At 56.2% G+C, this 24,050-nt stretch carries 23 protein-coding genes and 1 pseudogene; 13 read left to right on the top strand and 11 right to left on the bottom strand.

Going from position 1 to position 24,050, the window contains the following annotated elements; all coding sequences use genetic code 11:
* The first annotated feature begins 158 nt into the window (after positions 1-158).
* From RRF56_RS00780 to RRF56_RS00755, 6 genes and pseudogenes are all read left to right on the top strand, one after another.
* On the top strand, positions 159-1,535 hold the full coding sequence (locus tag RRF56_RS00780; protein ID WP_317033501.1) for a DUF1254 domain-containing protein: 1,377 nt from the start codon (positions 159-161) through the stop codon (positions 1,533-1,535).
* Between the two features lie 152 nt (positions 1,536-1,687).
* Complete coding sequence (locus RRF56_RS00775; RefSeq protein ID WP_410510481.1) at positions 1,688-4,081, top strand: sulfatase-like hydrolase/transferase; 2,394 nt, start codon at positions 1,688-1,690, stop codon at positions 4,079-4,081.
* Between the two features lie 18 nt (positions 4,082-4,099).
* A complete protein-coding gene (locus RRF56_RS00770; RefSeq protein ID WP_317033499.1) occupies positions 4,100-5,146 on the top strand; it encodes a formylglycine-generating enzyme family protein in 1,047 nt (348 codons plus the stop codon).
* A 59-nt stretch (positions 5,147-5,205) separates the two neighbouring features.
* Positions 5,206-6,207, top strand: a complete 1,002-nt coding sequence (locus RRF56_RS00765) for a transporter (protein ID WP_317033498.1) — start codon at positions 5,206-5,208, stop codon at positions 6,205-6,207.
* Positions 6,208-6,238: 31 nt separating this feature from the next.
* Positions 6,239-6,619, top strand: a complete 381-nt coding sequence (locus tag RRF56_RS00760) for a hypothetical protein (protein WP_317033497.1) — start codon at positions 6,239-6,241, stop codon at positions 6,617-6,619.
* Positions 6,620-6,746: 127 nt separating this feature from the next.
* A pseudogene (locus RRF56_RS00755) lies at positions 6,747-6,932 on the top strand (hypothetical protein); the annotation flags it as partial.
* A gap of 256 nt (positions 6,933-7,188) precedes the next feature.
* On the opposite strand, the gene RRF56_RS26265 reads toward RRF56_RS00755, so the two are convergent.
* The 4 genes from RRF56_RS26265 to RRF56_RS00735 all read right to left on the bottom strand — a co-directional run bounded on the left by RRF56_RS26265 (position 7,189) and on the right by RRF56_RS00735 (position 12,628).
* Positions 7,189-7,491 (bottom strand): hypothetical protein, encoded by a 303-nt coding sequence (locus RRF56_RS26265; RefSeq protein WP_410510480.1) that lies wholly within the window; start codon positions 7,489-7,491, stop codon positions 7,189-7,191.
* Positions 7,492-7,806: 315 nt separating this feature from the next.
* Entirely contained in the window at positions 7,807-10,269 is a 2,463-nt protein-coding gene (locus RRF56_RS00745) for an alpha/beta hydrolase (RefSeq protein WP_317033496.1), read from the bottom strand.
* A gap of 900 nt (positions 10,270-11,169) precedes the next feature.
* On the bottom strand, positions 11,170-11,559 hold the full coding sequence (locus RRF56_RS00740; protein WP_317033495.1) for a hypothetical protein: 390 nt from the start codon (positions 11,557-11,559) through the stop codon (positions 11,170-11,172).
* Between the two features lie 55 nt (positions 11,560-11,614).
* Positions 11,615-12,628, bottom strand: coding sequence for a hypothetical protein (locus RRF56_RS00735; RefSeq protein ID WP_317033494.1), 1,014 nt, complete (start codon positions 12,626-12,628; stop codon positions 11,615-11,617).
* A 179-nt stretch (positions 12,629-12,807) separates the two neighbouring features.
* Here RRF56_RS00735 and RRF56_RS00730 point away from each other — a divergent pair, with 179 nt between their 5' ends.
* Entirely contained in the window at positions 12,808-13,311 is a 504-nt protein-coding gene (locus tag RRF56_RS00730) for a hypothetical protein (protein ID WP_410510479.1), read from the top strand.
* Here RRF56_RS00730 and RRF56_RS26260 read toward each other — a convergent pair.
* The gene (locus RRF56_RS26260; RefSeq protein ID WP_410510478.1) at positions 13,215-13,649 is read right to left on the bottom strand and encodes a transposase; all 435 of its coding nucleotides are present in this window, start codon (positions 13,647-13,649) and stop codon (positions 13,215-13,217) included. The two genes, RRF56_RS00730 and RRF56_RS26260, sit on opposite strands and share 97 nt — an antisense overlap.
* Positions 13,650-13,708: 59 nt before the next feature.
* Between RRF56_RS26260 and RRF56_RS00725 the strand changes: the two genes are divergently transcribed.
* Complete coding sequence (locus RRF56_RS00725) at positions 13,709-13,858, top strand: hypothetical protein (protein WP_317033493.1); 150 nt, start codon at positions 13,709-13,711, stop codon at positions 13,856-13,858.
* 27 nt (positions 13,859-13,885) lie between these two features.
* On the opposite strand, the gene RRF56_RS00720 is transcribed toward RRF56_RS00725, so the two are convergent.
* The 3 genes from RRF56_RS00720 to RRF56_RS00710 form a co-directional block, all read right to left on the bottom strand.
* Entirely contained in the window at positions 13,886-14,020 is a 135-nt protein-coding gene (locus RRF56_RS00720) for a transposase (protein WP_317033732.1), read from the bottom strand.
* Positions 14,021-14,027: 7 nt separating this feature from the next.
* Complete coding sequence (tnpC, locus tag RRF56_RS00715; RefSeq protein ID WP_317033447.1) at positions 14,028-15,395, bottom strand: IS66 family transposase; 1,368 nt, start codon at positions 15,393-15,395, stop codon at positions 14,028-14,030.
* 70 nt (positions 15,396-15,465) lie between these two features.
* Positions 15,466-15,810 carry a hypothetical protein gene (locus RRF56_RS00710; protein WP_317033492.1) on the bottom strand — a complete coding sequence of 115 codons (345 nt, stop codon included), beginning with the start codon at positions 15,808-15,810 and terminating at the stop codon, positions 15,466-15,468.
* A 376-nt stretch (positions 15,811-16,186) separates the two neighbouring features.
* Between RRF56_RS00710 and RRF56_RS00705 the strand changes: the two genes are divergently transcribed.
* Entirely contained in the window at positions 16,187-17,227 is a 1,041-nt protein-coding gene (locus tag RRF56_RS00705; protein WP_317033491.1) for a macro domain-containing protein, read from the top strand.
* Between the two features lie 262 nt (positions 17,228-17,489).
* On the opposite strand, the gene RRF56_RS00700 is transcribed toward RRF56_RS00705, so the two are convergent.
* Complete coding sequence (locus tag RRF56_RS00700) at positions 17,490-17,636, bottom strand: hypothetical protein (protein ID WP_317033490.1); 147 nt, start codon at positions 17,634-17,636, stop codon at positions 17,490-17,492.
* A 133-nt stretch (positions 17,637-17,769) separates the two neighbouring features.
* Between RRF56_RS00700 and RRF56_RS00695 the strand changes: the two genes are divergently transcribed.
* From RRF56_RS00695 to tnpC (RRF56_RS00680), 4 genes are all read left to right on the top strand, one after another.
* Entirely contained in the window at positions 17,770-17,910 is a 141-nt protein-coding gene (locus tag RRF56_RS00695) for a hypothetical protein (protein WP_317033489.1), read from the top strand.
* Between the two features lie 68 nt (positions 17,911-17,978).
* Entirely contained in the window at positions 17,979-18,353 is a 375-nt protein-coding gene (locus tag RRF56_RS00690) for a group 1 truncated hemoglobin (RefSeq protein ID WP_317033488.1), read from the top strand.
* A gap of 59 nt (positions 18,354-18,412) precedes the next feature.
* Positions 18,413-19,081: an iron-sulfur cluster repair di-iron protein gene (gene ric / locus RRF56_RS00685; RefSeq protein WP_317033487.1), complete on the top strand. Its 669-nt coding sequence runs from the start codon at positions 18,413-18,415 to the stop codon at positions 19,079-19,081.
* A gap of 22 nt (positions 19,082-19,103) precedes the next feature.
* Entirely contained in the window at positions 19,104-20,471 is a 1,368-nt protein-coding gene (gene tnpC, locus RRF56_RS00680) for an IS66 family transposase (protein WP_317033486.1), read from the top strand.
* Positions 20,472-20,568: 97 nt separating this feature from the next.
* On the opposite strand, the gene RRF56_RS00675 is transcribed toward tnpC (RRF56_RS00680), so the two are convergent.
* The gene (locus RRF56_RS00675) at positions 20,569-21,189 is read right to left on the bottom strand and encodes an exopolysaccharide biosynthesis protein (protein WP_317033485.1); all 621 of its coding nucleotides are present in this window, start codon (positions 21,187-21,189) and stop codon (positions 20,569-20,571) included.
* Positions 21,190-24,042, bottom strand: coding sequence for a cation-translocating P-type ATPase (locus RRF56_RS00670; protein WP_317033484.1), 2,853 nt, complete (start codon positions 24,040-24,042; stop codon positions 21,190-21,192).
* Positions 24,043-24,050 lie beyond the last annotated feature (8 nt).

Genomic DNA, 24,050 nt, shown 5'->3' with positions numbered 1-24,050 from the left:
ACCCATCCACATTTCCTGAAGAGGAAAGAATGACTGAAAAATGTTTAATGCGATGTTTGGCGATCGCCCTCATCAGCCTACTAACTGTTGTTGGCTTGGGTCAGATACCCAAAGGTCAGAATCTGGCTCAAGCCACTCCCCCTCCCCAAGTATCAGCGATGTCAGCATCTCAGACGACAGCTCAGGTTACGGCAACGGAAGCCTATGAAATCGGCAGAGATGCCTATATCTATAGTTTTCCCCTGGTGGTGATGGAGTTGACTCGACGACTGGCTACGTCGGTGCTGTCGCCCCAGCCCAACGCTTACGCCCCCATAAATCAACTAGGTTATTTTGAGGTGTTTCCAGACGCATCCTTCAAAGATGTGGTGCGTCCTAATAACGATACGTTGTATGGTTCGGCGTGGCTGGATCTGTCGCAGGAACCCATCGTGTTGGAGGTGCCGGATATGGGCGATCGCTATTACCTCCTCAATGTCTTAAATATGTGGACGGATGTTATGGCCGATCCCAGTCCTCGCACGACCACATTGGGTGCCAAAACGTATCTGATTGTGGGGACTGGTTGGTCAGGGGACATTCCCCAGGGCATGGAAACGATCAAATCCACCACAAATATCGCCTGGTTCCTATCACGCATTAAAGTTGACAGTGCAGAGGATGTGCAGAACGTGCGCGACCTCTACCAGCAGTTTCACCTGATTCCGCTGTCAGCCTATGGTCGGTTTTACCCGCCCCCCCAGGGAGTGCCCCCCAATCCAGACTGGGATATTTCGACACCGCCCCTGTTTCAAATTCGGGAGATGAACGGGCGAACCTTCTTTCCGCTGATTGCTGAACTCCTCAAGTCTAATCCGCCTTACCCTGCCGATGCTCCTCTAGTGGCGCGCATGGCGCAGATTGGACTGATTCCCGGACAATCGTTTGACTGGGATGCCCTGAACCCAACGATACAACAGGAATTGGAGCGAGCTGTTCAGGATGGATTAGCTGTCATTACCAGTACCTCTCCCGAAGGCGACATCCGAAATGGTTGGACGATCAATGTTGAGACTGGTTTAGGTAGCCCTGGGAATTTTGGAACCAATTATCTCAACCGCGCCTACATTGCGCTCGTTGGGCTGGGGGCTAATCTGCGGGAAGATGCAGTCTATCCGATGACCTCGACTGATGCCGAAAATCGACCCTTGACTGGAGCCTATCGCTACCGGATGCACTTTTTACCGGGGCAACTGCCTCCGGTGAGTGCCTTCTGGTCGCTCACGATGTATGACCAGGATGGTTTCTTTGTGGATAATCCGCTCGATCGCTATGTGTTGGGCGATCGCAGCAACTTAGCCACAAACCCCGATGGTTCGATTGACCTGTTGATCCAGCACGAAGCACCAGCCGAGGATCAGCAATTGAACTGGTTACCCGCACCCAGCGGTGATTTCCTGCTCCAGATGCGCCTCTACTGGCCTGGGGCGGAAGTGCTGCAGGGCAACTGGGCACCCCCACCCATCGAACGGCTCGAATCGTCATCCTCATCATGAGTTTGGGAAAGTGCTGGGGATGATGGCGAATGTGAATCCTGTTTCACATCCACCCTCCTCCCGCCATTACGAAACGTGTATATCTCCGTATCAAAACCTTTCTGCGTCGCTTCATAATCCTGTTTCTCTGATGATTTTTCAGGAGAATTTCCATGCCCCGACAACGATTCATCCGTATCCTGGTCATCAGTCTATGCAGTTTGTTCATGACGCTGGGTGCATGGGCGGTAATGGCCGCTGCACCTCCGATGCCAGCAGCCTCCTCCGATGGTTCTGTGTTGCCGTTTCCACCCGTTCCATCAGGCAGTGTCGCGGCACCCACCTTGCAGGAATCCTCGATGACGCGACGGGCTGAAGCCAATCACCTTCCCGCCGATGCCCCCAATGTGCTGGTGATTATGATGGACGATGTGGGCTTCGGAACAACAGATACCTTCGGTGGGGAAATTCATACCCCCAACCTGACGAAGTTGCGCGATCGCGGCATCAGCTACAACACCTTCCATACCACTGCCCTCTGTTCCCCAACTCGGGCTGCCCTATTAACCGGACGCAACCATCACCGGGCCAGTTTTGGCACGATCGCTGAGCGGGCCGTGGATTGGGACGGGTATCTTGGCCTCATTCCCAAAACCAGTGCCACCCTGGCCGAGGTGTTGAGGTATTACGGCTACAAGACGGCAGCCTTTGGTAAATGGCACAACACCCCAGCCAATCAGACAACCGCCATGGGGCCGTTCGATCGCTGGCCGACGGGTCATGGTTTTGATTATTTCTATGGCTTTCTGGCGGGGGAAACCTCCCAGTATGAACCGCGCCTCTACGAAAACACCAACCCCGTAGAACCGCCCGTTGATGACACCTACCATTTAACCGAAGACCTCGCCGATAAAGCGATTCAATGGATGCGGCGACACCGAGCCTATGCCCCCGACAAACCCTTCTTGCTTTACTGGGCACCGGGAGCAGCCCACGGGCCACACCATATTTTTAAGGAATGGGCGGATAAATATAACAAAAAATTTGACGAGGGTTGGGATGCGTACCGCGATCGCGTGTTTGCCCGCCAGAAACAAATGGGGTGGATTCCGGCCAATGCCCAGCTCACCCCTCGCGATGGGACGATGGCGGCCTGGGAAAGCATTCCTGATTCGGAGCGGCCCTTCCAGCGGCGGTTGATGGAGATCTTCGCAGGGTTTGCACAACACGCCGATGCGCAAGCCGGAAAGGTGATTGATGAACTGGATCGGTTGGGCATTCGCGACAACACCCTCGTTTTTTACATTTGGGGTGACAACGGTTCCAGTGCCGAAGGTCAGGCGGGCACCATTAGCGAACTCCTGGCCCAGAACCAAATTCCCAACACCATCCAGCAGCAACTGGAGGCCTTGGATGGGTTGGGAGGACTGGATGCGCTGGGCAGTCCCAAAACCGACAATATGTATCACGCGGGTTGGGGTTGGGCCGGCAATACGCCATTCCGCCACACCAAGGTAGCGGCCTCCCACTTTGGCGGGACTCGCAACCCCATGGTCATCTCCTGGCCCCAACAGATTCGACCCGATCGCACCCCCCGCAGTCAATTCCACCATGTTAATGATATTGCCCCCACGATCTACGACATCCTGGGGATTGAACCCCCGGCAGTGGTGGATGGGTTCCCCCAAGATCCGATCGACGGCATCAGCATGGCCTACACCTTCAACAATGCTCGTGCGCCGGGTCGCAAGCAGCGGCAATATTTTGAGATCAACGGAAGTCGGGGCATTTATGCCGACGGTTGGTATGCCTGCACCTTTGGCCCGACGGTTCCCTGGCAAACGGTCAACCCTGGCCTGGATACCTGGGATGCCAGCCAGGATGTGTGGGAGTTGTACCACATCACCGAAGACTTTACGCAGATGAACAACCTGGCTGACCAGGAACCCGAACGCCTGGAAGCCATGAAGCAATTGTTCCTGGAGGAAGCAGAGCAAAACAAGGTCTTTCCCATTGGGGGGGCACTCTGGACACGCCTGCATCCGAGCGATCGCATCAGCACGCCCTACACCCGTTGGACCTTCGATGCGACCACCACCCGGATGCCCGAATTCACCGCCCCTGGCATTGGCCATGCCAGCAGCCGGGTGACGATTGATGCAACCCTTGAGGACAACGCATCGGGTGTGCTGTACGCCCTGGGCGGGTCGGGAGGCGGTCTCACCGTGTTTATGGATCAGGGGCAGATTCAGTACGAATACAACATGGAGTTGATTGAGCGTTACATCGCTCAAACGGCCCGAATTCCCGCCGGACAACATCGTATTGAAGTGGAAACCACGCTGCAATCCCCCATGCCGCTCTCGCCTGCAGAAGTGGTGATTCGGGTGGATGGGGAAGAAGCGGCGCGTACCACCGTCGGTCGCACTGTTCCTGGAGCCTTTACAGCCAGTGAAACCTTCGATGTCGGTACGGATCTGGGGTCGCCTGTCTCCCCCCACTATGCCGATCGCCGTCCTTTTGCCTTCGACGGCACCATCGAGCAGGTGAACGTGGAGTTGAAATAGGTGTTCCGGAAAGAAGCGATGAAATCCACACCGTTGGTGAGCCGTCGAGGGGTGGTGCGATCGCCCCTCATCCCCAAATTACTCCCAAAATTACTGGGACTGCTCGTTCTGCTATCCGTTCTGTTGCCCTGTGTACCGGTCTGGGCAAGCCCTTCCCAAGCCTGCCCTGCGGGTATGGTGCTGATTCATGGCGGTAATTTTCGCATTGGCTCCAATGGGTTTTACCCGGAAGAACATAGCGCTGAGGATGTCACCATTAGTGAGTTTTGCATGGGTCAATACGAAGTGACGAATGCTGAATTTACAGCGTTTGTGAATGCAACAGGCTATGTCACCGTTGCAGAGCGATCGCTCTCCCAGGAACAGTTTCCGGATTTAACGGAGAACGAGCGATCGCCCGGTTCTGTTGTCTTTCAGATTGCTCAACCGTCGCCTCAGGGAGAGGTGCCGCTGCTGTCCTGGTGGCAGTGGGTGCCCGGTGTCAACTGGCAGCACCCGGAAGGGGCTGGTAGCACCCTTGAAGGACGAGAGAACCATCCCGTCGTGCATGTGGCCTATGAGGATGCGGAGGCGTATGCCCATTGGGCAGGCTTGTCCTTGCCGACAGAAGCCCAGTGGGAATACGCGGCACGGGGCGGGTTGAAAGACAAAATTTTTGCCTGGGGTAATCGCTACTCTGCCCAAAAAGCTAACACCTGGCAGGGCAACTTTCCCTTCCACAATACCCAGGACGATGGTTACGCGGGAACAGCCCCCGTTGGCTCTTTCCCTGCCAATGGATATGGATTATTCGACATGACGGGCAACGTATGGGAATGGACACAGGACTGGTACCACGTTGGGCACGACTTCATGAACCATGCCACCAATCCAAGCATGGCCGATTCTGCGCAAAGTTCTGATCCGCGTGACCCTGGGGTTGCCAAGCACGTCATCAAAGGAGGCTCCTATCTCTGTGCCAAAAACTATTGCAGTCGCTATCGTCCCGCTGCCCGTGAAGCCCAATCCCCAGACACCGGAACCTCGCATATCGGATTTCGCCTGGTGAAAAATCTTCCGGTGTGATGGGGGAGGGGCTGTTCTGAGAACCGTTTTGATTTAGCACTATCACCTGGAGGAGTATTATGCTTTTTTCATTCCAACGTCTTACTGGCCCATGCCGTTCCCTCGCGTCAGCGGCGATTGGGCTGGCGTTGTCCATGGGCATTACCCATCCGGCCCAGGCTCAGCAATATGGCCCTCGCATATTTTGGTTAGCCCCATCTGGCATCAACGCCATTGAATTTCAGCTGATTCATCAGGAAACCAATACCGCCGTTGATGCCGCCGTTGTCTATCCGAACCTGGAGATTGATACAACAGCCCTGGTTGGCACCTATAGCCGCACCTTTAACCTGGGCGATACATCGGGGCAATTTGTGTTTTCGCTCCCCTATGCCTGGGCGGATGTAGACCTGAGTGCCGGGTCAAGAGACATTGACCGCAATGCAGAAGGCTTCGCAGACAGCTATGCTCACTTAAAAATTGGGCTGGTCAATGCGCCGGGGCTGGACATTCCAGAATACGTTCAATATATGGTGGAAGAAAACCCCCAGGTGCAGGTTTATGCCCTGGCCGCTATGTTCATCCCCACCGGAGAGTACGATGCCGATCACGTTGTGAATCTTGGCAGCAACCGCTGGACATTTCGCGCGGGTGTTCCCATCGTGATGCGGCTGAGTGAAAATTGGCAACCGGGCAACCGCACCACGCTGGAAGTGGTGCCCGTGGTGGATTTCTTTACCGATAATCAGTCCCCGCCATTGTCGAGTAACGAGAGGGTTGGGCAGTTTGTCGCCAGTCGCACCTCCCAAAACCCCCTGTTTAGACTCGAAGCCCATCTGACCCAGGATTTAGGGGAACAGGTCTGGGTCTCGTTAGACACGTACTACGTGGCGGGCGGCGCAACCTACGCCGATGGCGAGGGAGGGGATAATCCGCAGTCCTGGTTGGCGGTCGGTGGAACCCTGGGCGCGAATCTTTGGGAAGGCGGTACACTTTCGGTCAACGGTGGAGCGGTAGTCGCTCGCAACGACAATAGCCCGGAAGGATGGCAAATGCGCCTTGTGTTGATTCAGGCGTTTTGAGGTTAACTCAACATCTGAGGTAAGTCACTATTTGTGCAGTGCGATCCATCAGGCTTATAGCGTTAATCATGCCATGCAATCTAATCGAAATATGTATACAACGCTGCCCGAACCAGCGATGCGCCCCATTGATGCCTATGATGTGCTCGTCCATGGTCGGGTTGGGCGGGTAGATGTTGAAGACGCGATCGGGCGGGTGGCTGCGGCGATGGTTGTTCCCTATCCGCCCGGTATTCCAGTCATTATGCCAGGTGAACAGTTCACCCCAGAAACGCAATTAATTCTAGAATATTTGCGCTTTGCGCGTGATTTCGATCGCCAGTTCCCCGGATTTGAAAATGAAATTCACGGTTTAAGAATCGAGGAAGGACCACTCGGTAAACGGTATCTGATTGACTGTGTCCATGAATAGTAAGGGTTGAAGCGGTTGAAACTGATGGAAAGCCTCATATCGTTATCGTACGCTCTATGACAGCTCGTTGCTCAGCGATCGCGTCGTCCCACTTTGAATGATTGGCCCCGTCATAGCTAACGGCTGCAGCTTTGCCACTCACTTGCTCGAAGATGGCTACGCCATTCGCACGGGGTAAGAGTTGTTAGGCCATGGAGACGCTATCAATTATAGCAGTGTGCAGGCTTTGCAGTACGCTCATTTGTACTCCTCTGGGAGTCCCTATGCATCCCCACTCCGCCGATTTACGTCTTCGCATTGTCACCCTTTATAAGTGAGGCGAAGGGTCAATTCGACAACTAGCTAAGCGCTTTCAAGTGAGCCAAGATAGCGTTTGGGTAGAACTCTAGAGGTAATGATGCATCGTAGTGGTGAATAAAATTCCATAACAGGCCAATGTGATTACGCAGGCTTTTAGAGAAGGCTGAGCTACGTCTTATAAATCGCTAAACCCGCTGCCTCAGCGTATTGTTGAACCGTTTTGCTCTGTAACGCTAACGCGAACAATGTAACTTATTTGGCCGCTCGACTTACTCACGACCCGGTGGCGCTTGCGGGGTGGCACCTGCGGGTACAGTCAACGGCCTTTTTTTGGGGCCGACTGTGGCTTGAGTGGGCGTCTGGGCAGCTTTGCACGTGACATAGTCTTGTAGCCATTGCTCGGAAACCTGAACGGCCCGAGCGATGCCAGCCATCGAGATACGCTCTAGCAAGAATCGATCGATGAGCTTCCGAGTCGGGGTGTCGATCACCTCGTTAGTTGGGTTTTCGACGAATTGACGACCACAGCCACAGCACAGGTACCGTTGCTTGCCGGTAATGAATATGGCCATTTTTACCGTTTGTTCAGAGGTGCAATCAGGGCAGGGAGGCATAGGCATCGTTGCTTAGCTTCACTGTCACCCTAACAAATCTATTATTAACCTCTAGTGTTCTACCAAAAAGGAATGCGGCATAGGTATTCATGCCCTAATCGAGTCACTTCATTCGCGTAGCGGCTTCTGTACCGGACCAAATAGCGTTAATTGGTCAAGGTATACACGGTAGCCCAAGAGCGCAGCCTGCTTCCCGTAGGGTGGGGAGCCGATCCCTCCCCTTGCTCCCCTGCCCGATAGGTCGTGCTGACCAGGTGAATCCGGATGAAGCCTCTACTGATTCAGACAAACAGCGGTTTTATTGAAGGTCTCCGGATAAATCTCCTGAAACCATTCCGTCGCCACGGCATTTTCATCGTCACTGCTCAAAAACTGATTGACCAGCGATCGCCACTCCGGGTCGTCGTTGGGCAAGATCAGGCCGTAGAAATCACAGGTCAGGGGCAGGTCTGGAGTCAAAGAAAATTGGTCCACCGCATAGCCCTCTAGCAGTAGCTCCGCATAGGACAGAATGCCGTCTCCCACAAAGGCATCAATCTCCCCAGTGGCGGCAGCGGCTATCCCCTCTTTGCGTCCCTCCGGGCCAGAAAACGTCACTACATTGGCTTGGGGATAGGTAGTCTCGACAAAGGACTGGGTAGTAGTGTCGTTCAGCACCCCCAGACGAACATTGGCCAGGGGCGTGTTGGGATTGACCTGCGCGGCTCGCTCTGCCGGGACCAAAAACTGAGTGCTGGTCGTGAAGAAGGGATTCGAGAAAAGGACCCCCTTCACCCCTTCTTGGATAGTGTTGGGGCCGCATTCTAAATAGACATCACCGTCGCGCACCAGCTCAAACCGATTGGTCAGATTTGAGGCTAGCTCCGCCACCTCAACTTCCACCTCCAGGTTTAATTCTTGGGTCAGGTAGTCGCCCAGGGCGATCGCCATACTGCCGCAGTAGCCGTCCCACCGATCTTGTGTGTCGATAAAGCCAAAGGGAGCGGCATCGCGGCGAAGCGCCACTTTCAGCACCCCTGTCCGCTCAATTTCAGCCAAAATGCTCTCGGCCCGAGGGGGCACCGATGCGGCCAGAGGCGGCATAATCGGAATAGGCGCAGATCTACCGTAGGCCGTCTCAAGTTGTTCGGGGGTTAGTGAGGTAATGATATCCACGGTCATTGGCTGCCCTGCGCTCATCTGCTGGGCATGGCGAGCCGTTAGGTAGGGCAAATAGTCGTTCTGTCCCCGCAGATAGACGTTCCAAAAGGCAACAGTAAGTGCTTTGTAATGGCTCGAGCCGACATCCCGATTTTCTCCCGCCAGCAGCTTGAAGACGCCTGCGGCATCTCGTCCCGGCTTGGACGAAAAATGGGTGCCCACATCCAGCAGGGCCAGGTATTTCGGCTCCGTCTGCAGCCAGATAAAGGGATGAATCTGCTCCGTCACCACCGGAGAGACAATATCCTTCGATCCCGACACCATTAGCAATGGCACATCAATCTGGCGAATCCCTTCTGGCCCGTAGAGTGCTGCCCCCAGCGGATGCCCGGTGATCACAGCCTTTACCCGAGGGTCTGACAGCTCGTAATTTTCGGGCGGCAAATACTGAGCCCGACACTCCAGGTACAGGGCAAAGTTCAGCAGCAGACTGTCGCGGTTGCAGGCCTGCACCAGACGCGAATAGGTGATTTCTGCCCCAGCGACAGCCAGGGCCGTGTTGCTGCCCAGGGAGTCTCCCGCCAGGCCAATCCGGTCCACATCCAGAAGGGCAGCCCACTCGGGCGATTCGGCCACCAGCGCTTCCAGCTTGTCGATTAGAAACGAAATTTGCTGGGGGCGATCGATAAACTCCATTGGGCTCAGCAGGGTGTTTAACCAGCCCTGCAGGTACTCCTGGCGATATTGCAGATCGCTGCCCACATGGTCTGGAACAATCGCCACGTAGCCGTAGGAAGCAATGTGCTTGGCCAGGAAGGTGAAACTTTCTTTTTCATCCCCAAAGCCGTGGGAAATGATCACAATCGGCGCGGGAGCCGTCAGCCCGGTAGGAATGTAAACATCCACATCGAAGTCGTAGCCCACCGTCAGCCCCTGCCGGGTTTGGCCCAGAGCGGGGTTTCTCACTGTGACGGTTTGGGTGCGGTACTGAAACGGGCCGGGCTGGCTGAGATCCTGGAGTTCCGCGACGTTGAGGGAGGCCTGAGTGGCGGCCTCTGCGGCCGCCTGAGCCTGGATGGCTTCTACCACAGCGTTGTTGTAGCTAAAGTACACCGCCAGCTCTCGCTGCAGGGCCAGCAAGTCTGACAATTCAATTTCAATAGATGAGGTGGGAAACTCGCGCAACACATCGATCAAGGTCCAGCCTTCCGCATCAGCCTTGGCTGCCGCCCCGATGACCGCCGCCCGCAGCCCTCTTTGCCCATTAATGCCTCGATAGACCTGAAACACCTTGCCCAGGTTAAACAAGGTATCTCGCCCCAGGGGAGAATAGGTCAAATGACTGACTGTGACCACATCGAGGGGAATTTTGCGGTTCAGCCCGTTCCGCATCAGGTCCAGGGTTTTGTCGTCCAAAAACCTGGTGTAGGTTCTTAAATCGCCGTTAATTTCGCCCGTTTCGGCAAAGGTGGCGAGGGAATCTATCGATAGGGTGAGGAGAATTGGCCCCGTGACCAGCAGGCGAATTTCCTCTGCCGATTGGGCCGGTTGGGGCAGCAAGGCATCAACCGCCATGCCGGTAGCCGCTATAGACATTACTGGCAGGCCGAGTAGCAGCCCGCGACGCAGCCTTTGGAGGGGTTTTGATGGGGCAAAACCGGCTTCCCTGTCAGGTCGTTTTTGAGTGGAATTTTGAAGATTTTGCCAGAACCCATGTTTCTGCGTTGCCGCGTTCCCGCGTTTTCCCGTCGTTCGATATCGGCCAGAGTCCTCGGGGCGTAGTACCTGTTTGGCCAAGCGATTGAGGTGAGAGCTAAAGGTAAGTTTCATAGGTAGAGGATAGGGGGTGGGTGCTGGCGGCGACGGCAGGGTTTTCGAAGGACAGGTTCGCTATTAAAACATGCGATCGCTCGCAGACCACTTCACTAACCCCGCGTGTTGTCCTCTGCGGTGAACTGGCAAAAGATTTCTGAACCCACTAGTCGAGGATAGATTGCGTTATTGTGCCGTAGGCCGGAAACCGTTGCTGAGCTTAACCACCGCTATCCAGGCAGTATCCGATAGCAGGGTTCTGGGTCAAAACGATGGGCTGCGTCTGGGCGAACAAAGCCAGAGGTGGGGCACAGATCAAGAAGGTCAAAACGACAGACAGTACAGACCAAACAATAACTCGCCGTATTTTTATCGCCATTTATAGCTAGCCCCAAAAATTAAACCTGTAGAAATGTACGATCTGAAAATGGCAGGTGCTATAGCGGATTTCACTTGGACAGAGTAGATCGCGAAGAATTTACGGAGTAGCGTAGGCATGAAAACTATGAGAAATCTAAGAAACCCGTCGTGGGAGCTGATTGTCGGGATGATCTGGCCCCCCTAGCCCCCAATTTTGGGGGAATCGGACAACCTCAAAGTCCCTCAGGTTTGGGAGATTTAGGGGGCCGATGCAGTAACCTTTCGCTTCTGCAAATTCATTGCTTGATTCAGCAACACTTGAAACTAGTTGAACCAATCTTCAACATTGTTGGAGACGTGGCGCATGCTGTCATCCACGTCATCGGAGAAGTCTTCGACGCTGTCGTCGATGTCTGTAAAGGGCTCCCAAATCCTGAAATCCGTGACGTCGTTATAGGTGTCGCTGATATCATCCACTGCATCGCCGACGCCTTCGGTCACGTTTCGGACCGGATCGATCTCACCAAAATCGCCGTCGACCACATCATCCACGTCTTCGATGACATCGAGGGTGTGAAACAGGCCGGCCAGGTGGTGATGGGTGCTGTCAGGCGCGGGCGGTGCGATCGCACCCCCTACCGGCAGGGCTGGTGCGATCGCCGCCCCCGCTACACCGACACTCAAAACAAGGGTTAAAAGCTGTAAAGGCCTCATAGTTCTAACCACGAGAGGACATTCCTAAATCACAGTCGCAACGGAAACAGGCGACTTACCGAAAGTGAAACGTACTGAGGAATCGATCGAGATTGTGGACTGACCGACTGCCCGCGACCACGCCGTACAGGCGATCGGCCACCCGGTAAAACCGCACAGCGTAGGAGATGCCGTTATTCCCGGTGAGCAAATATTCTCGGCCCGGATATCCCTGCAGAGTAATGGGTCGGCCCATCCCACTCAACGCGCTGGCGTTTACTGAGTCCAGCACGGTCGTTGCTACTGTGCTGAGCAACGCATCTGCGTCGTTGGTCGAAACGCTGGCCGGTAGGTCAACATAGGCAATCTGGTACCTATCGTCCACCGCCATCAGGTTGTAAATCGTGAACTGTCGCCAGATCAACACCATGCCCTGATACTCAAGCTGCTGCGGCGTCACCACTGGCGTTGTGGGCACATCGACGCCAAAGTTACCGGCCTCACTCACAAACGGACGCCAGCGATCTGCAATCTGAAAAGAATTTACAAACTGATAGACCGCATCTAAATCAGAGGCAGTAGCCATGATCACGTACAGCCGGCGATTAACCAAATAAAACTGCAGATCAGAAAAGCGCCCCTCTGACAGGTACAAATACTCGCGGCCCGGGATGTCATCGAGATAAACGGACGCCCCCTGGTTGGCGATCGCCTGCCAGTCCAGATCTTCCAGCAGGGGCTGAGCCTTGAGGCCTTCGAGCACAGCCGATTGCCCTTGCCCCAAAAGACTCAGGGGGATATCGGTATAAGCCACGGCAAAGGTGCCTGCCTCAGTGCGGGCCGTTGCGAGCGTCCAGGCCAAGGGGCTACCCCCCACGCGAATCGTCCGCGTGACCACCTCAGGATCGCTTGGCATCGCGACGGAAAAACCACCCATTTCGGAGACATACTGGCGATCGCCAGCAGTGAATGCGATCGCCGCTGCGGAAGGCATAGACACCGGGGATGCCTGCCCCTGAGCAGCTGTTTGCAGGCCCAACCCCAGTACTAGCGCCAGGCTCAGGGATGTCAGGTTGATTGTGTTAACCATTGGCATAATCTAAAAACGGTAGCGTATGCATTGACCTGGCTAAGTGCGCCAGGTTCTATAGAGAGGGTGGGCCGGGCCTACCCTGCGGCCAGTGAAAAACCAGTTCTTCTAATTGCGCACTATGGAGACCAAAACTATGGGAAAAATAAGAAACAAGTCCTGTTAAATTCAGTTGCACAGTGCCCAAAAGGTCAACGCTGCGGCAGGCACTGTCGGCCAATGCCTGCGAGGCCATCCTCCTGACCCTGGACACCAGCATGCTATGGGATCGCTTTTGTCTAATTGAGGTGTGCTTTGTCTGGGGTGGACGCTCCTTTACCCTGGCCCAAGTGGTGCTGGAACATGGCAGTGCTACCGTGGGCTTTGAGCAGTATAAGCCCGTGCTAGAGTGCGCCCAAGCCGTCCTGCCCCCGGAGGTGCAGATGACGTTGCTAGCCGACCGAGGCTTTAACCATGGTGAGTTGATGCGCTGGTTGAATAACCAGCAGTGGAACTGGGCGATTCGGGTGAAGTCAGACCTGTTGGTCACCACCCCCGCTGGTCGAACTCAAGCGGTAGAAGGCCTCTTTCCACCGCCAGAACAGGCCTATCTGGTGGGGCCGGTATGCGTGTTAGGCGATATTGATGCCCACCTGGCGACAGCGAATGTCCTTGTCAAGCGATTAAAACACCGCTCAACCTGATTGCGCTGGCGGTATAGAGCCTTGTCAAACTTACCTCGTCGCCGTTCATTGCTTTTGCGAGGGATGGTCACCCGAATCCCCCGCCGTCGCAGATAGCGGCGAATGGGGCCGCTGCTATAGCCTTTATCTCCAGCAATCCGCTTGGGACGTAAGCGCGGTCGTCCCCCAGTAGGGCGTTTCACTGCGCCTTGCTCCATTAACTGTTCAAACACGACCGCCTCATGGCGCTCGCCGACGGTTAGCAGCAAGGTGATGGGTAAGCCGTTGCCCTCACAGCGCAGATGAATTTTGGTGCTAAAGCCCCCTTGGGAACGCCCCAATGCCTCCCGGATTTGCACCTGTTGAACAGCAGAGAGGTCCGAGTCTGGCTCTAGGTCCCCCTTTTTGCCCCAGCGGCATGCTGATGGGCTCGGATGACACTGCCATCGACAAAATGAATGTCCCAATTGAGCTTGCCTTCGGCATCGACGTTCGCCTGGAGGGTCGTGAGTACCTGTTGCCGCAGGCCGATCTTGCGCCAGTGGTAAAACCGCCCGGCAACAGTTGACCACGGCCCATAACGCTCCGGTAAGCCTCACCAGGGCGCACCCGTCCGCAAAATCCACAGGATGCCATTGATGATCAGGCGGTGGTCTTTGGCCGGACAGCCGGTGCGAGATTTTTGCGGGGGCAGCAGGGGTTTAATCTGGTTCCACTGTTTTTCGCTCAGTAATTGCTCAACTCAGTAGCCAATCCGACTGGTTTGAAGTAAGGGCGCGAGAAATGGCCTCGAAGGCAGACATACCCTGCCGCCGAGCGGTGTTCACCAGCGAGCGCACCTGGGCGAACAACTCTGCACCCCAGTCGGAGCGAAAGCCGTGGGTGACCTTGCGAAAGACCACACTCCAACGCAAGGCTTGTTCACTGGCATTATTGGTCGGTGGTACCGTCTCATCGTCTAGGAACAGCAGCAGATGCTCCCGAATCTTCAAGTAGCGTTTGAGCAATTGCTGACCCTCGGGCGACTTGGGCTTCAAGTTCAAGATTTCCCGTAGGCTGCCTCTCAATCGAGACCGGTACTGCTGAAGGGTTGATTCAGCCAATTGATGTCGTCGTCGATTCACGGCAATGGCGCGCAGTAATAGCCGCTTCATCCGGGGGGCAAACAGGTCATCGCCCGCATCAATGGCATACTGGCAATCCCTGAGTTGATGGGCCAGACAGACTTGCCACTGCTCAGCAGGATGGGCCTTTTGCGCACTGAATAAATCGGAGACCCAGACCTGGGGGCGGTGCCCGGCCATCGTCTCATCAATCACGGCTTTCCCCCGGCTGGGGCGAATCACATGCAGGCACACCTGCTCGTTCTGAAACACCCACTCCCACTGATTACGACCATTGAGGCGGGCACTCGTCTCATCGCTGCACACCAGACGGGCACGGCGCAGACGCTCGACAATTTGTGCCACTGGCGCGGCAAGTTGGGTTTGAACCCGCTGGAGCAGATTCGCAATTGCCCCTTCCGATATCGTCACCCCGTACAACTCCCCCATCAGTTGGCTGAGCCGTTGATAGCTCACCGCATGACCGTACCTCAGATACGTCACCACACTGGCGATACTTTGACCAAAGGGCGAACCAGGCTCTAACCCAACTGGCACGGGGGCTTCATAGCTCTGCTGACAGCATGGACATTGACCCCCATACCGTTCTACTCGGGTCACCTGGGGCTGAACCTGGGGCAGTTCAATCCGCTCATAGACCGCTTTGAGCTGTTGATGAGCACGTTCTACCGCGTTGCCACAGTGAGGGCAACGGTTCACTCGCGCTACCACCACTTGGTCAGGCGATGCGCTCAGGTCTCGGCCACCTCCCGCTCGACCCACACTCGCCGTTCGCTCGCTTTGGCTGGGCTTAGAACCCTCTGAGTTAGGCTTAAATCCTTTCGCGGGTGGCAAACTCGAATTGCGCGACGTTTTCTTGGTGCGTTTGCCTTTTAGCCTCTCGACGTCTGCCTGCAACGCTTGCACCATCTGCCACAGCTCTCGGATCAGAGCATCTTTCTCCTCAGAACTGAGGCCTTCTAACGGCGGCAGGTCTTTCATGCCAAAAGTCTACCACTCTCCCTCATTCGCCGGTACCCGTCAACCCAGTTGAGCAATTACTTCGCTCATTTCACCCCGACGAGGGGCTTGCTGAGGTGGAAGAATCATCACAGTTTAAGAGTTCTCTTGTACTGCTGCCATTGTGCCAAAAGGTTTTAAAACACGCCCTAGGAATCCCGTCCTTTGGCGGACCACCATCTAGCAGCTGCGTCAGATCAATTCGGGTGGTCGCCTCAGGGTCAACATTTTGCTTGCGCAAATCCCCCAGCTCGCGCCCCTGGTCATGAAAGATCCGCGTCAGCGAATAATATTGCAGCTTAAAGTTGTCCCATCCCCCCGCTTGCACTACGGCAGCCCCCACCAAAAGCACGGCGGCAGATAGTCCACCAATGGCTACTTGGCGCATTACTTTCATGGCAAAATCCTCCTGACACAGTTCCCTTGTCCAACATTCCAACCGTTGAATATTGCTAGATCTGATGGCAATCTACTGATTACCATCACCGCTCAAGCTAATGGCTCAATGAGTAGGGACTGAGAGAACCCTGAATACCGTAAGCTAGGCCCTCAAACAAGCGGTACCCTGGCCCTTGATTCGCGGCATAGGGGTGATGGATGAGGCGATCGCGGCCGAGGTGAACCAAATTTTGCGACAATTTGGGCAAACGATGACAGCCCGCCTGCGCCCTCAGTGGTAGTACGCGTAAAATGCAGGTGACTCGGGCACCCCTAACGGGTCTTGAATCCAACTCCTTTATTCAGTACGATTGAACTAGTGACATGACGGTGCAATGCTCAAGCTAAAGCGAGGCAACCTCCTAGACGAAAAAACAGAAGCCCTGGTGAACCCCGTCAACTGTGTGGGTGTGATGGGCAAAGGAGTGGCGCTGCAATTTAAGCGAGCCTTTCCAGAGAACTTTAAGCAGTATCAAAAAGCGTGCAAAAACAGCGAGGTCGAGCCAGGCTGCATGTTTACTGTCGCCACTGACTCGCTGTTGAACCCCCGGTACATCATCAACTTCCCGACCAAACGCCACTGGAAGCAACCCTCCCAGCTTGACGATATCAAGGCCGGGCTAGCTGCTTTAGTAGCAGACGTTCAACGATTGGGAATTCGGTCGATTGCCATTCCCCCCCTGGGTTGTGGCAACGGGGGATTAGACTGGGCCGACGTCAAACCGCTGATTATTGACGCCTTCAAACCGCTGCCCAATGTTGAGGTAATTGTGTTTGAACCTGCCGGGGCACCGCCAGTTGAAGCGATGGCGATCGCCACCTCAAAGCCCCCGATGACGGCCTTTAGAGCCTCCTTGATTCGGATTTTAGAACTCTACGGGCTACCGGGGTATAGCGCCAGCCGCATCGAAATTCAAAAGCTGGCGTACTTTCTCAAGGTGGCAGGAGAGCCTACGCTACAAACCTTGATCTACCAACGCTTTCGCTATGGCCCCTATGCCCATAACCTAGGCCATGCCCTGCAAGGTATGGAGGGCCACTACATTCGTGGGTACGGTGACGGCAGTGATCGCGCCCAGATTCAGGTCTTGCCTGAAGGACACGAGGCGGCCCAACGGTTCTTGGCTAAGAGTCAAAAAGCTGACCCTTATTTAGAACGAGTCAGTCAACTCATCGAAGGGTTTGAAACCCCCTACGGCATGGAAATGCTGGCGACCCTGCACTGGGTAGCCCAAGAAGACCCTCAGGCTGCTGTCGATTGTGAGATAGCCATTGCGCGGGTGCAAGAATGGAGCGATCGCAAGAAAAACCTTTTCAAGCCTCAGCACCTCGTCATGGCTTGGAACCACCTCAAAACCCAAGCTTGGATTGGGTAGAGCCTTGCCCCTCAGGCGTTACAGTGTCGTTAACAGTGTCTGGTAGCTCTCATTTGCCTGGTTTGCTTTATCAGCTTAGTCGATCGCCATTATCGATGCGCTGCTCCATCGCGGCGACGATTTCGGCGCGGGTGGTGTCGAAGGTTTGGGATAGAGAGGCCATAGCGATGGACAGCTGACCGGTAACGGCATCATCTACGAGTTTTGATTGTAGCCGTCAATAAATCTATATCGGTCAACAGAAATTTTCGCCGGGTGAGGATTAGGCTCCGTCCCGACTGGAGCAGGTCAGGGCGTTGTACTTCCGGTTAGGAAACCCCAAGGGCTTTAGCCAGAGCGATCGCCAGCCCCCATAAGCACTGGTGCCCCACGGTTTCTCCTCGCGGCGATCGCCCAAACCCCAACGCATTGAGAGACCAGGGTTTACGAGGTAAGAGCCTGGCTTTGCATATTGACAAGATTTGGGTTGAACTATGAGCTACCTCATAAAAGAGTTGAGAACGGTCTGTCAGACTAGAAACGTTAGTTTACCGGTATGGTTGGTGCTCCCGGGCGACATCGTTTTCACCCTGGAGGCGATCGGTATGGTGCTGTTTATGGTGCGGGCGGTGTGTGCCCTCTTTGAACAGCCCACCCTGCGCGAACAGCCCCAGCCCGTAACCCCCATCGTCGAACGAAGCTAATTCCAGATTCTTGGTTTCTTCAAGAATTTGGGCATCTCTCAACCGTTTTTTATTTCAAAGGACAACCGATGACGACATTATTTGACCAACTGGGTGGCGCAGCGGCGGTTGATTTAGCCGTCGATAAATTTTATGAGCGAGTGCTTCAAGATGACCGCATCAAGCACTTCTTTGCCGATGTGGACATGACCAAGCAGCGGGCTCACCAAAAGGCATTCTTGACCTATGCCTTTGGCGGCACCGACAAGTACGATGGCCGCTACATGCGTGAAGCCCATCAAGAACTGGTTAAACACCACGGGCTCAACAGCGAGCATTTCGATGCCGTCGCCGAAGACTTGATGATCACTCTAGAGGAATTGGGCATCTCAGAGGACTTGAGAGCCCAGGTGGCCGCGATCGCCGCTGCTCCGCAACACAAGCGCGATGTGTTGAATCAGTAACCCTAGATCCCAGGATTCTCCAAGAACCCTGGGATCGCTACCACGCAGGAGATTGAACCATGACCACCTTTCGCGATACAGACACCGTTGGCCACATTGTGCGAGACCATCCCGCCATCTCCCGATTATTTGAACAGGTCCAGGTAGACTACTGCTGTGGCGGACAGCGCACCCTGGCCGCAGCCTGCGCCCAGCGAGGTATTGATGTGCAGTCCTTCCTGGCCCAGCTGGAGGATTTTGCCACCACCGATCCCTCCCCAGACCTGGATCTCACAGCCCTTTCCCTGACGGAACTGGCGGATCACATCGAGCGCATCCACCACGCTTACCTGCACGAGGAACTGCCCCGGCTGGAAAAACTGGTGACCAAAGTCGCTAAGGTTCACAGTGATAAAGAGCCTCGCCTGGCAGAGATCAAAGACCTGGTCTTGGCGATGGCCGCCCACCTGACCACCCACCTGATGAAAGAGGAGCAGGTGCTGTTTCCGCTCATTCGTCAGATTGAGTTGAGCGCGACTTTGCCCGTGTCCCACTGTGGCAGTGTGGCCAACCCCATTCAGCGTATGGAGTTGGAGCACGACGAAGCCGGGCAGGCATTGGCCCAACTGCGTCAACTCACGGATGATTACACCTCGCCAGTCTGGGCTTGCAACACCTACCGCACCCTGTTCGATGCCCTATACACGTTTGGTAATTGCTCAACTGGGTTGACGGGTACCGGCGAATGAGGGAGGGTGGTAGACTTTTGGCATGAGAGACCTGCCGCCGTTAGAAGGCCTCAGTTCTGAGGAGAAAGATGCTCTAATCCGAGAGCTGTGGCAGATGGTGCAAGCGTTGCAGGCAGACGTCGAGCGGCTAAAAGGCAAACGCACCAAGAAAACGTCGCGCAATTCGAGTTTGCCACCGGCGAAAGGATTTAAGCCCAATTCAGAGGGTTCTAAGCCAAGCCAAAGCGAGCGAACGGCGAGTGTGGGTCGTGCGGGAGGTGGCCGAGACCTGAGCGCATCGCCCGACCCAGTGGTGGTAGCGCGAGTGAACCGTTGCCCTCACTGCGGCAGCGCGGTAGAACGTGCTCATCAACAGCTCAAAGCGGTCTATGAGCGGATTGAACTGCCCCCGGTTCAGCCTCAGGTGACCCGAGTAGAACGGTATGGGGGAGACTGTCCGTGCTGTCAGCAGAGCTATGAGGCTCCCGTACCGGTAGGGTTAGAGCCCGGTTCGCCGTTTGGACAGAGTATTGCCAGCGTGGTGACGTATCTGAGATACGGTCATGCCGTGAGCTATCAGCGGCTGAGCCAACTGATGGGAGACCTGTACGGGGTGGCCATATCAGAAGGGGCAATTGCTAACCTCCTAAAACGGGTTCAAACCCAACTTGCCGCACCAGTGGCGCAAATTGTCGCACGTCTGCGCCGTGCCCGTCTGGTATGCAGCGATGAAACCAGTGCCCGCATCAACGGTCGCAACCAGTGGGAGTGGGTGTTCCAGAATGAGCAGGTGTGCCTGCATGTGATTCGCCCTAGTCGGGGGAAGGCCGTCATTGACGAGACGATGGCCGGGCACCGCCCCCAGGTCTGGGTCTCCGATTTATTCAGTGCGCAAAAGGCCCACCCCGCCAAGCAGTGGCAAGTCTGTCTGGCCCATCAACTCAGGGATTGCCAGTATGCCATTGATGCGGGCGATGACCTGTTTGCCCCTCGGATGAAGCGGTTGTTACTGCGTGCTATTGCCGTGAATCGACGACGACATCAGTTGGCTGAATCCACGCTTCGGCAGTACCGGTCTCGATTGAGAGGCAGCCTACGGGGGATTTTGAACTTGAAGCCCAGGTCGCCCGAGGGTCAGCAATTGCTCAAACGCTACTTGAAGATTCGGGAGCATCTGCTGCTGTTCCTCGACGATGAGACGGTGCCGCCGACCAATAATTCCAGTGAACAGGCGCTGCGATGGAGTGTGGTCTTTCGCAAGGTCACCCATGGCTTTCGCTCCGACTGGGGCGCAGAGTTGTTCGCCCAGGTGCGCTCACTGGTGAATACGGCTCGCCGTCAGGGTATCTCTGCCTTCGACGCTATTTCTCGTGCCCTTACCTCACAGCAGTCTGATTGGCTACTGAGTTGAGCAATTACAAACCATCGGCGGAGGAATAACCCTCAGCCCCATTTTCGGGGACGCCCTCGGGGTCTGACAAGTAGGTCATTAGCTAAGAATTAGCTGGTTAACCGCCGCTGAACCAGCGTAAAAATAGATCAGGCGATCGCCACAGGCCATACCCCAGCAGCCCAAACACCGCTGTAATCATCCCCATAACCCCATAGCCCAGCACCATCATCACCCCATCGGCTTCGAGAGTGGCCACCACAAAAATGAGAATGCCGATGGTTGGCAGGGGGTTGGTCATCGGCACCGGGCTCATCAGCAACAGCGTCAGCCAACTGATGCAGGCACCGTTGACATGCCATATAGAGGGGCTGTTAGCCAACCGGGTGAAGCGAGGCCGTACAAACCGCTCGCTGAAGCGTGTTACCCGCCGCAGGTTGCCTAGCACCTGCCGCGCCAGCACGGGCGGAAACTGAAACTGCGCTATCCGCTGGGGCAGCCAGGGCACTTTTCGCCCCACCGCCATCTGCAACGACAACAGCAGACAGGCCGACCCCAAAATGGTGGTAAACCCCGGCGGCATGGGGAAGAGAAACGGTAGCACCAACAGGCCAATCACTAGGCAAAAGCCCCGTTCAGCGGTTTCGCTCAACACATGGGCCAGGGTCAGCGGCTGATGGGCCAGGCGCTCTAGGAGGGCCTTGATTTCCTCAGAAAACCGGGGCGAGTTAGCAGCCATTCATCGGGTACCTTCAGCAGTGGTTAGGGAAGAGGGTTTAGGCATTCTGCGCCGCAGCACCAGCTGAATCACCAGTTTTTCGGCCTCCAGCCAGGCAAACATCAGAGCGCTGAAGCCAAAACAAATCGCTAGTTCGATCGCCGAGAGAGAATGCAGGCCAAAAAACTGGGCCAGAGGGGGAACGTATAGCAACACTACTTGCAGGCCAGTGGTGAGCAAAACCGCACCCCATACGTAAGGATTTGACAAAGGATTGAGCTGGGCTGTTAAGCGGGTATCTGAGCGAGCTGCTAGAGCGTGGCCCATCTGAGCCAGGCAGAGGGTGGTAAACACCATCGTCTTCCAGGTGTCGGGGTGGCCGGGGTAGCCAGGGGCGGTGGTGTAGCGGTAGGCCCAACTCATCAGGCCAATAGTTAGCACCGCCAGCAAGATGCCCACCCGCACCATGTAGCTGCCAAGTCCGCGAGCAAAAATGCTCTCGCGGGGATTGTGGGGCGGGCGCTGCATCACGTTCGGTTCGGCAGGCTCCATCGCCAGGGCCAGAGCGGGCACGCCGTCTGTGACCAGGTTCATCCACAGAATTTGTAGCGGCGAGAGGGGCACCCCGCCCAGGCCCATGATCGGGGCGGCGGCGATGGTCAGCACTTCGCCAATGTTGCTGCCCAAAATGTACTTAATAAAGCGGCGAATGTTGTCGTAGACCACGCGCCCCTCTTCGGTGGCGGCGACGATGGTGGCAAAGTTGTCGTCAAGCAGTACCATGTCGCTGGCCTCTTTGCTGACGTCGGTACCAGTGATGCCCATAGCGATGCCGATGTCGGCCTGCTTTAGGGCGGGGGCATCGTTGACGCCGTCGCCGGTCATGGCCACAAATTCGCCCTGCTTTTGCAGCGCCTGCACGATCCGCAGCTTGTGCTCGGGGGCGACACGGGCGTAAACGCTGACGTGGGGTACGGTGCGCTCTAGCTCTTCTGCCGAGAGATGGCTCAGCTCACGCCCGGTCAGGATGGTGTCGCCGGGTTGGGCAATGCCGAGGGTTTCGGCGATCGCCTTAGCGGTCAGCGGGTGGTCGCCGGTAATCATCACCGGGCGAATGCCGGCCCGCCGACAGGCAATCACGGCGTCGCGCACTTCGGGACGCGGGGCATCCAGCATGCCCACCAGGCCCAGCCAGACCAGGTTCTGCTCCTCGGGCTCTAGGTTGCCGTTGGGATTGGCGACTTGTTCCGGCTTCAGGGGCGTAGGCTTCATGGCAAAACCCAGCACCCGCAGCCCGCTCGCCGCCATGGCGTCGTTTTGAGCCAGAATAGACCGTCGCTGAGCCTCGGTGAGCGGCTCGGGCTGACTGTCGCCCTGGCTGGTGCTACAGCGTTCTAGCACCAGTTCGGCGGAGCCTTTGGTGAACATGACCTGGGGTGCCAGTGGCCAGGCGGCACGGGCCTGCACCACGACGCTCATGCGCTTGCGCTCTGAGGTGAAGGGCACTTCGCCAATGCGATCACTTTGCTGCTCCAGCGTGGCTTGATCAAACCCGCCTTTGCCCGCCACGGCTAGCAGGGCTCCCTCGGTAGGGTCGCCCAACAGCGTCCAAATGCTTCCCGACTGGTTCAGGGTGGCGTCGTTGCAGAGGGCGCAGGCCATCAGCAGGGCTTGGAGAGCAGGGTCGGATTGGGGGGTTATGGCCGCCCCATTCTCTAACAGGTTCCCCACAGGGGCGTAGCCTTCGCCCGTGACTTCATACTGGTGAGCCACGGTCTTCACCTGCTGCACCACCATTTTGTTTTGGGTCAGGGTGCCGGTTTTGTCGGAGCAGATGGTGGTGACCGAGCCCAGGGTTTCTACCGCTGGCAGTTTGCGAATCAAGGCGTGACGGCGCACCATGCGCTGGGTGCCCAGGGCCAGCGTAACGGTGATGACGGCGGGCAGCCCTTCTGGCACTACGGCCACCGCCATGCTGAGGGAGACTTCTAGCAGCTCGTCGAACAGGCTAAGGTCGCCAGTGCGCAGCAGCCCTGCCGCTACCACCAAAGCCACCAGCACCAGGGAGCCGGTCACCAGCACATTGCCCAGCTGAGCCATACGTTGCTGGAGGGGCGTGGGTTCAGACTCCACCGACTGAATCAGGGTGGCGATGCGGCCCAGCTCGGTGGTCATGCCCGTCTGGGTGACCAGCACAGTACCGCGTCCTTGCAGCACTTCGGTGCCCTGGTAGACCAGGTTGAGGCGATCGCCCAGGGCAGACTCAGATTCCAAAAGCAGCTCAGGTTGCTTGATCACCGCCTCGGCTTCGCCCGTCAGGGCCGCTTCGCGCACCTGCAAATTGGCAGCACTGAGTAAACGGCCATCGGCGGGCACCTGCACCCCTGCCTCTAGCAGCACAACATCGCCGGGCACCAGGGCTTTGGCGTCGATCTCCTGATCCTGGCCCTGGCGCAGGGTACGCACTCGGGATGAGGTCATATTTTTGAGGGCGGCCAGGGCTTTTTCGGCCTTGCTCTCCTGCAAATAACCCAGCAGACCGTTGAGCAGCACGATGGCAAAAATCGCGATCGCATCCTTAGGAAAGCCCCCCTGGCGCAGATCGAGCACCAGCGACACCAGGGCCACCGCGATCAGCATCAGCAGCATGATGTTTTTGAACTGATCCCACAAAATTTCCCAGGGGCTGCGGGTGGCCCTCTCCTGAAGCTCGTTGGGGCCATAGACCTGCTGCCGACGCTCGGCTTCGCTGGGGCTGAGCCCCTGGGGGCTGGTTTCTAACAGCGCGATCGCCCGCTCGGGGCTGAGGGTATGCCAAAGGTTTGCAGACGCAGGGGCGGAAACGCTTTGGCCGGGGAGAGTACTGTGGGCCACGGGGGGAA

The organism is Nodosilinea sp. E11 (assembly GCF_032813545.1).
Taxonomy (GTDB): Bacteria; Cyanobacteriota; Cyanobacteriia; order Phormidesmidales; family Phormidesmidaceae; genus Nodosilinea.
Note: the sequence above shows the minus strand (reverse complement) of the source record. Positions and strands in the feature narration are given on the sequence as shown.

Coding starts and splice junctions, on each gene's coding strand:
- RRF56_RS26265 (WP_410510480.1), bottom strand. CDS start 7,491: ATGGCCATATTCATTACCGGCAAGCAACGGTACCTGTGCTGTGGCTGT.
- RRF56_RS00690 (WP_317033488.1), top strand. CDS start 17,979: ATGACGACATTATTTGACCAACTGGGTGGCGCAGCGGCGGTTGATTTA.
- RRF56_RS00705 (WP_317033491.1), top strand. CDS start 16,187: ATGCTCAAGCTAAAGCGAGGCAACCTCCTAGACGAAAAAACAGAAGCC.
- RRF56_RS00745 (WP_317033496.1), bottom strand. CDS start 10,269: ATGTCTATAGCGGCTACCGGCATGGCGGTTGATGCCTTGCTGCCCCAA.
- RRF56_RS00710 (WP_317033492.1), bottom strand. CDS start 15,810: ATGAAAGTAATGCGCCAAGTAGCCATTGGTGGACTATCTGCCGCCGTG.
- RRF56_RS00775 (WP_410510481.1), top strand. CDS start 1,688: ATGCCCCGACAACGATTCATCCGTATCCTGGTCATCAGTCTATGCAGT.
- RRF56_RS00725 (WP_317033493.1), top strand. CDS start 13,709: ATGCTGATGGGCTCGGATGACACTGCCATCGACAAAATGAATGTCCCA.
- ric (WP_317033487.1), top strand. CDS start 18,413: ATGACCACCTTTCGCGATACAGACACCGTTGGCCACATTGTGCGAGAC.
- tnpC (WP_317033447.1), bottom strand. CDS start 15,395: ATGAAAGACCTGCCGCCGTTAGAAGGCCTCAGTTCTGAGGAGAAAGAT.
- tnpC (WP_317033486.1), top strand. CDS start 19,104: ATGAGAGACCTGCCGCCGTTAGAAGGCCTCAGTTCTGAGGAGAAAGAT.
- RRF56_RS00700 (WP_317033490.1), bottom strand. CDS start 17,636: ATGCGTTGGGGTTTGGGCGATCGCCGCGAGGAGAAACCGTGGGGCACC.
- RRF56_RS00765 (WP_317033498.1), top strand. CDS start 5,206: ATGCTTTTTTCATTCCAACGTCTTACTGGCCCATGCCGTTCCCTCGCG.
- RRF56_RS00735 (WP_317033494.1), bottom strand. CDS start 12,628: ATGGTTAACACAATCAACCTGACATCCCTGAGCCTGGCGCTAGTACTG.
- RRF56_RS00770 (WP_317033499.1), top strand. CDS start 4,100: ATGAAATCCACACCGTTGGTGAGCCGTCGAGGGGTGGTGCGATCGCCC.
- RRF56_RS00675 (WP_317033485.1), bottom strand. CDS start 21,189: ATGGCTGCTAACTCGCCCCGGTTTTCTGAGGAAATCAAGGCCCTCCTA.
- RRF56_RS00780 (WP_317033501.1), top strand. CDS start 159: ATGTCAGCATCTCAGACGACAGCTCAGGTTACGGCAACGGAAGCCTAT.
- RRF56_RS00740 (WP_317033495.1), bottom strand. CDS start 11,559: ATGAGGCCTTTACAGCTTTTAACCCTTGTTTTGAGTGTCGGTGTAGCG.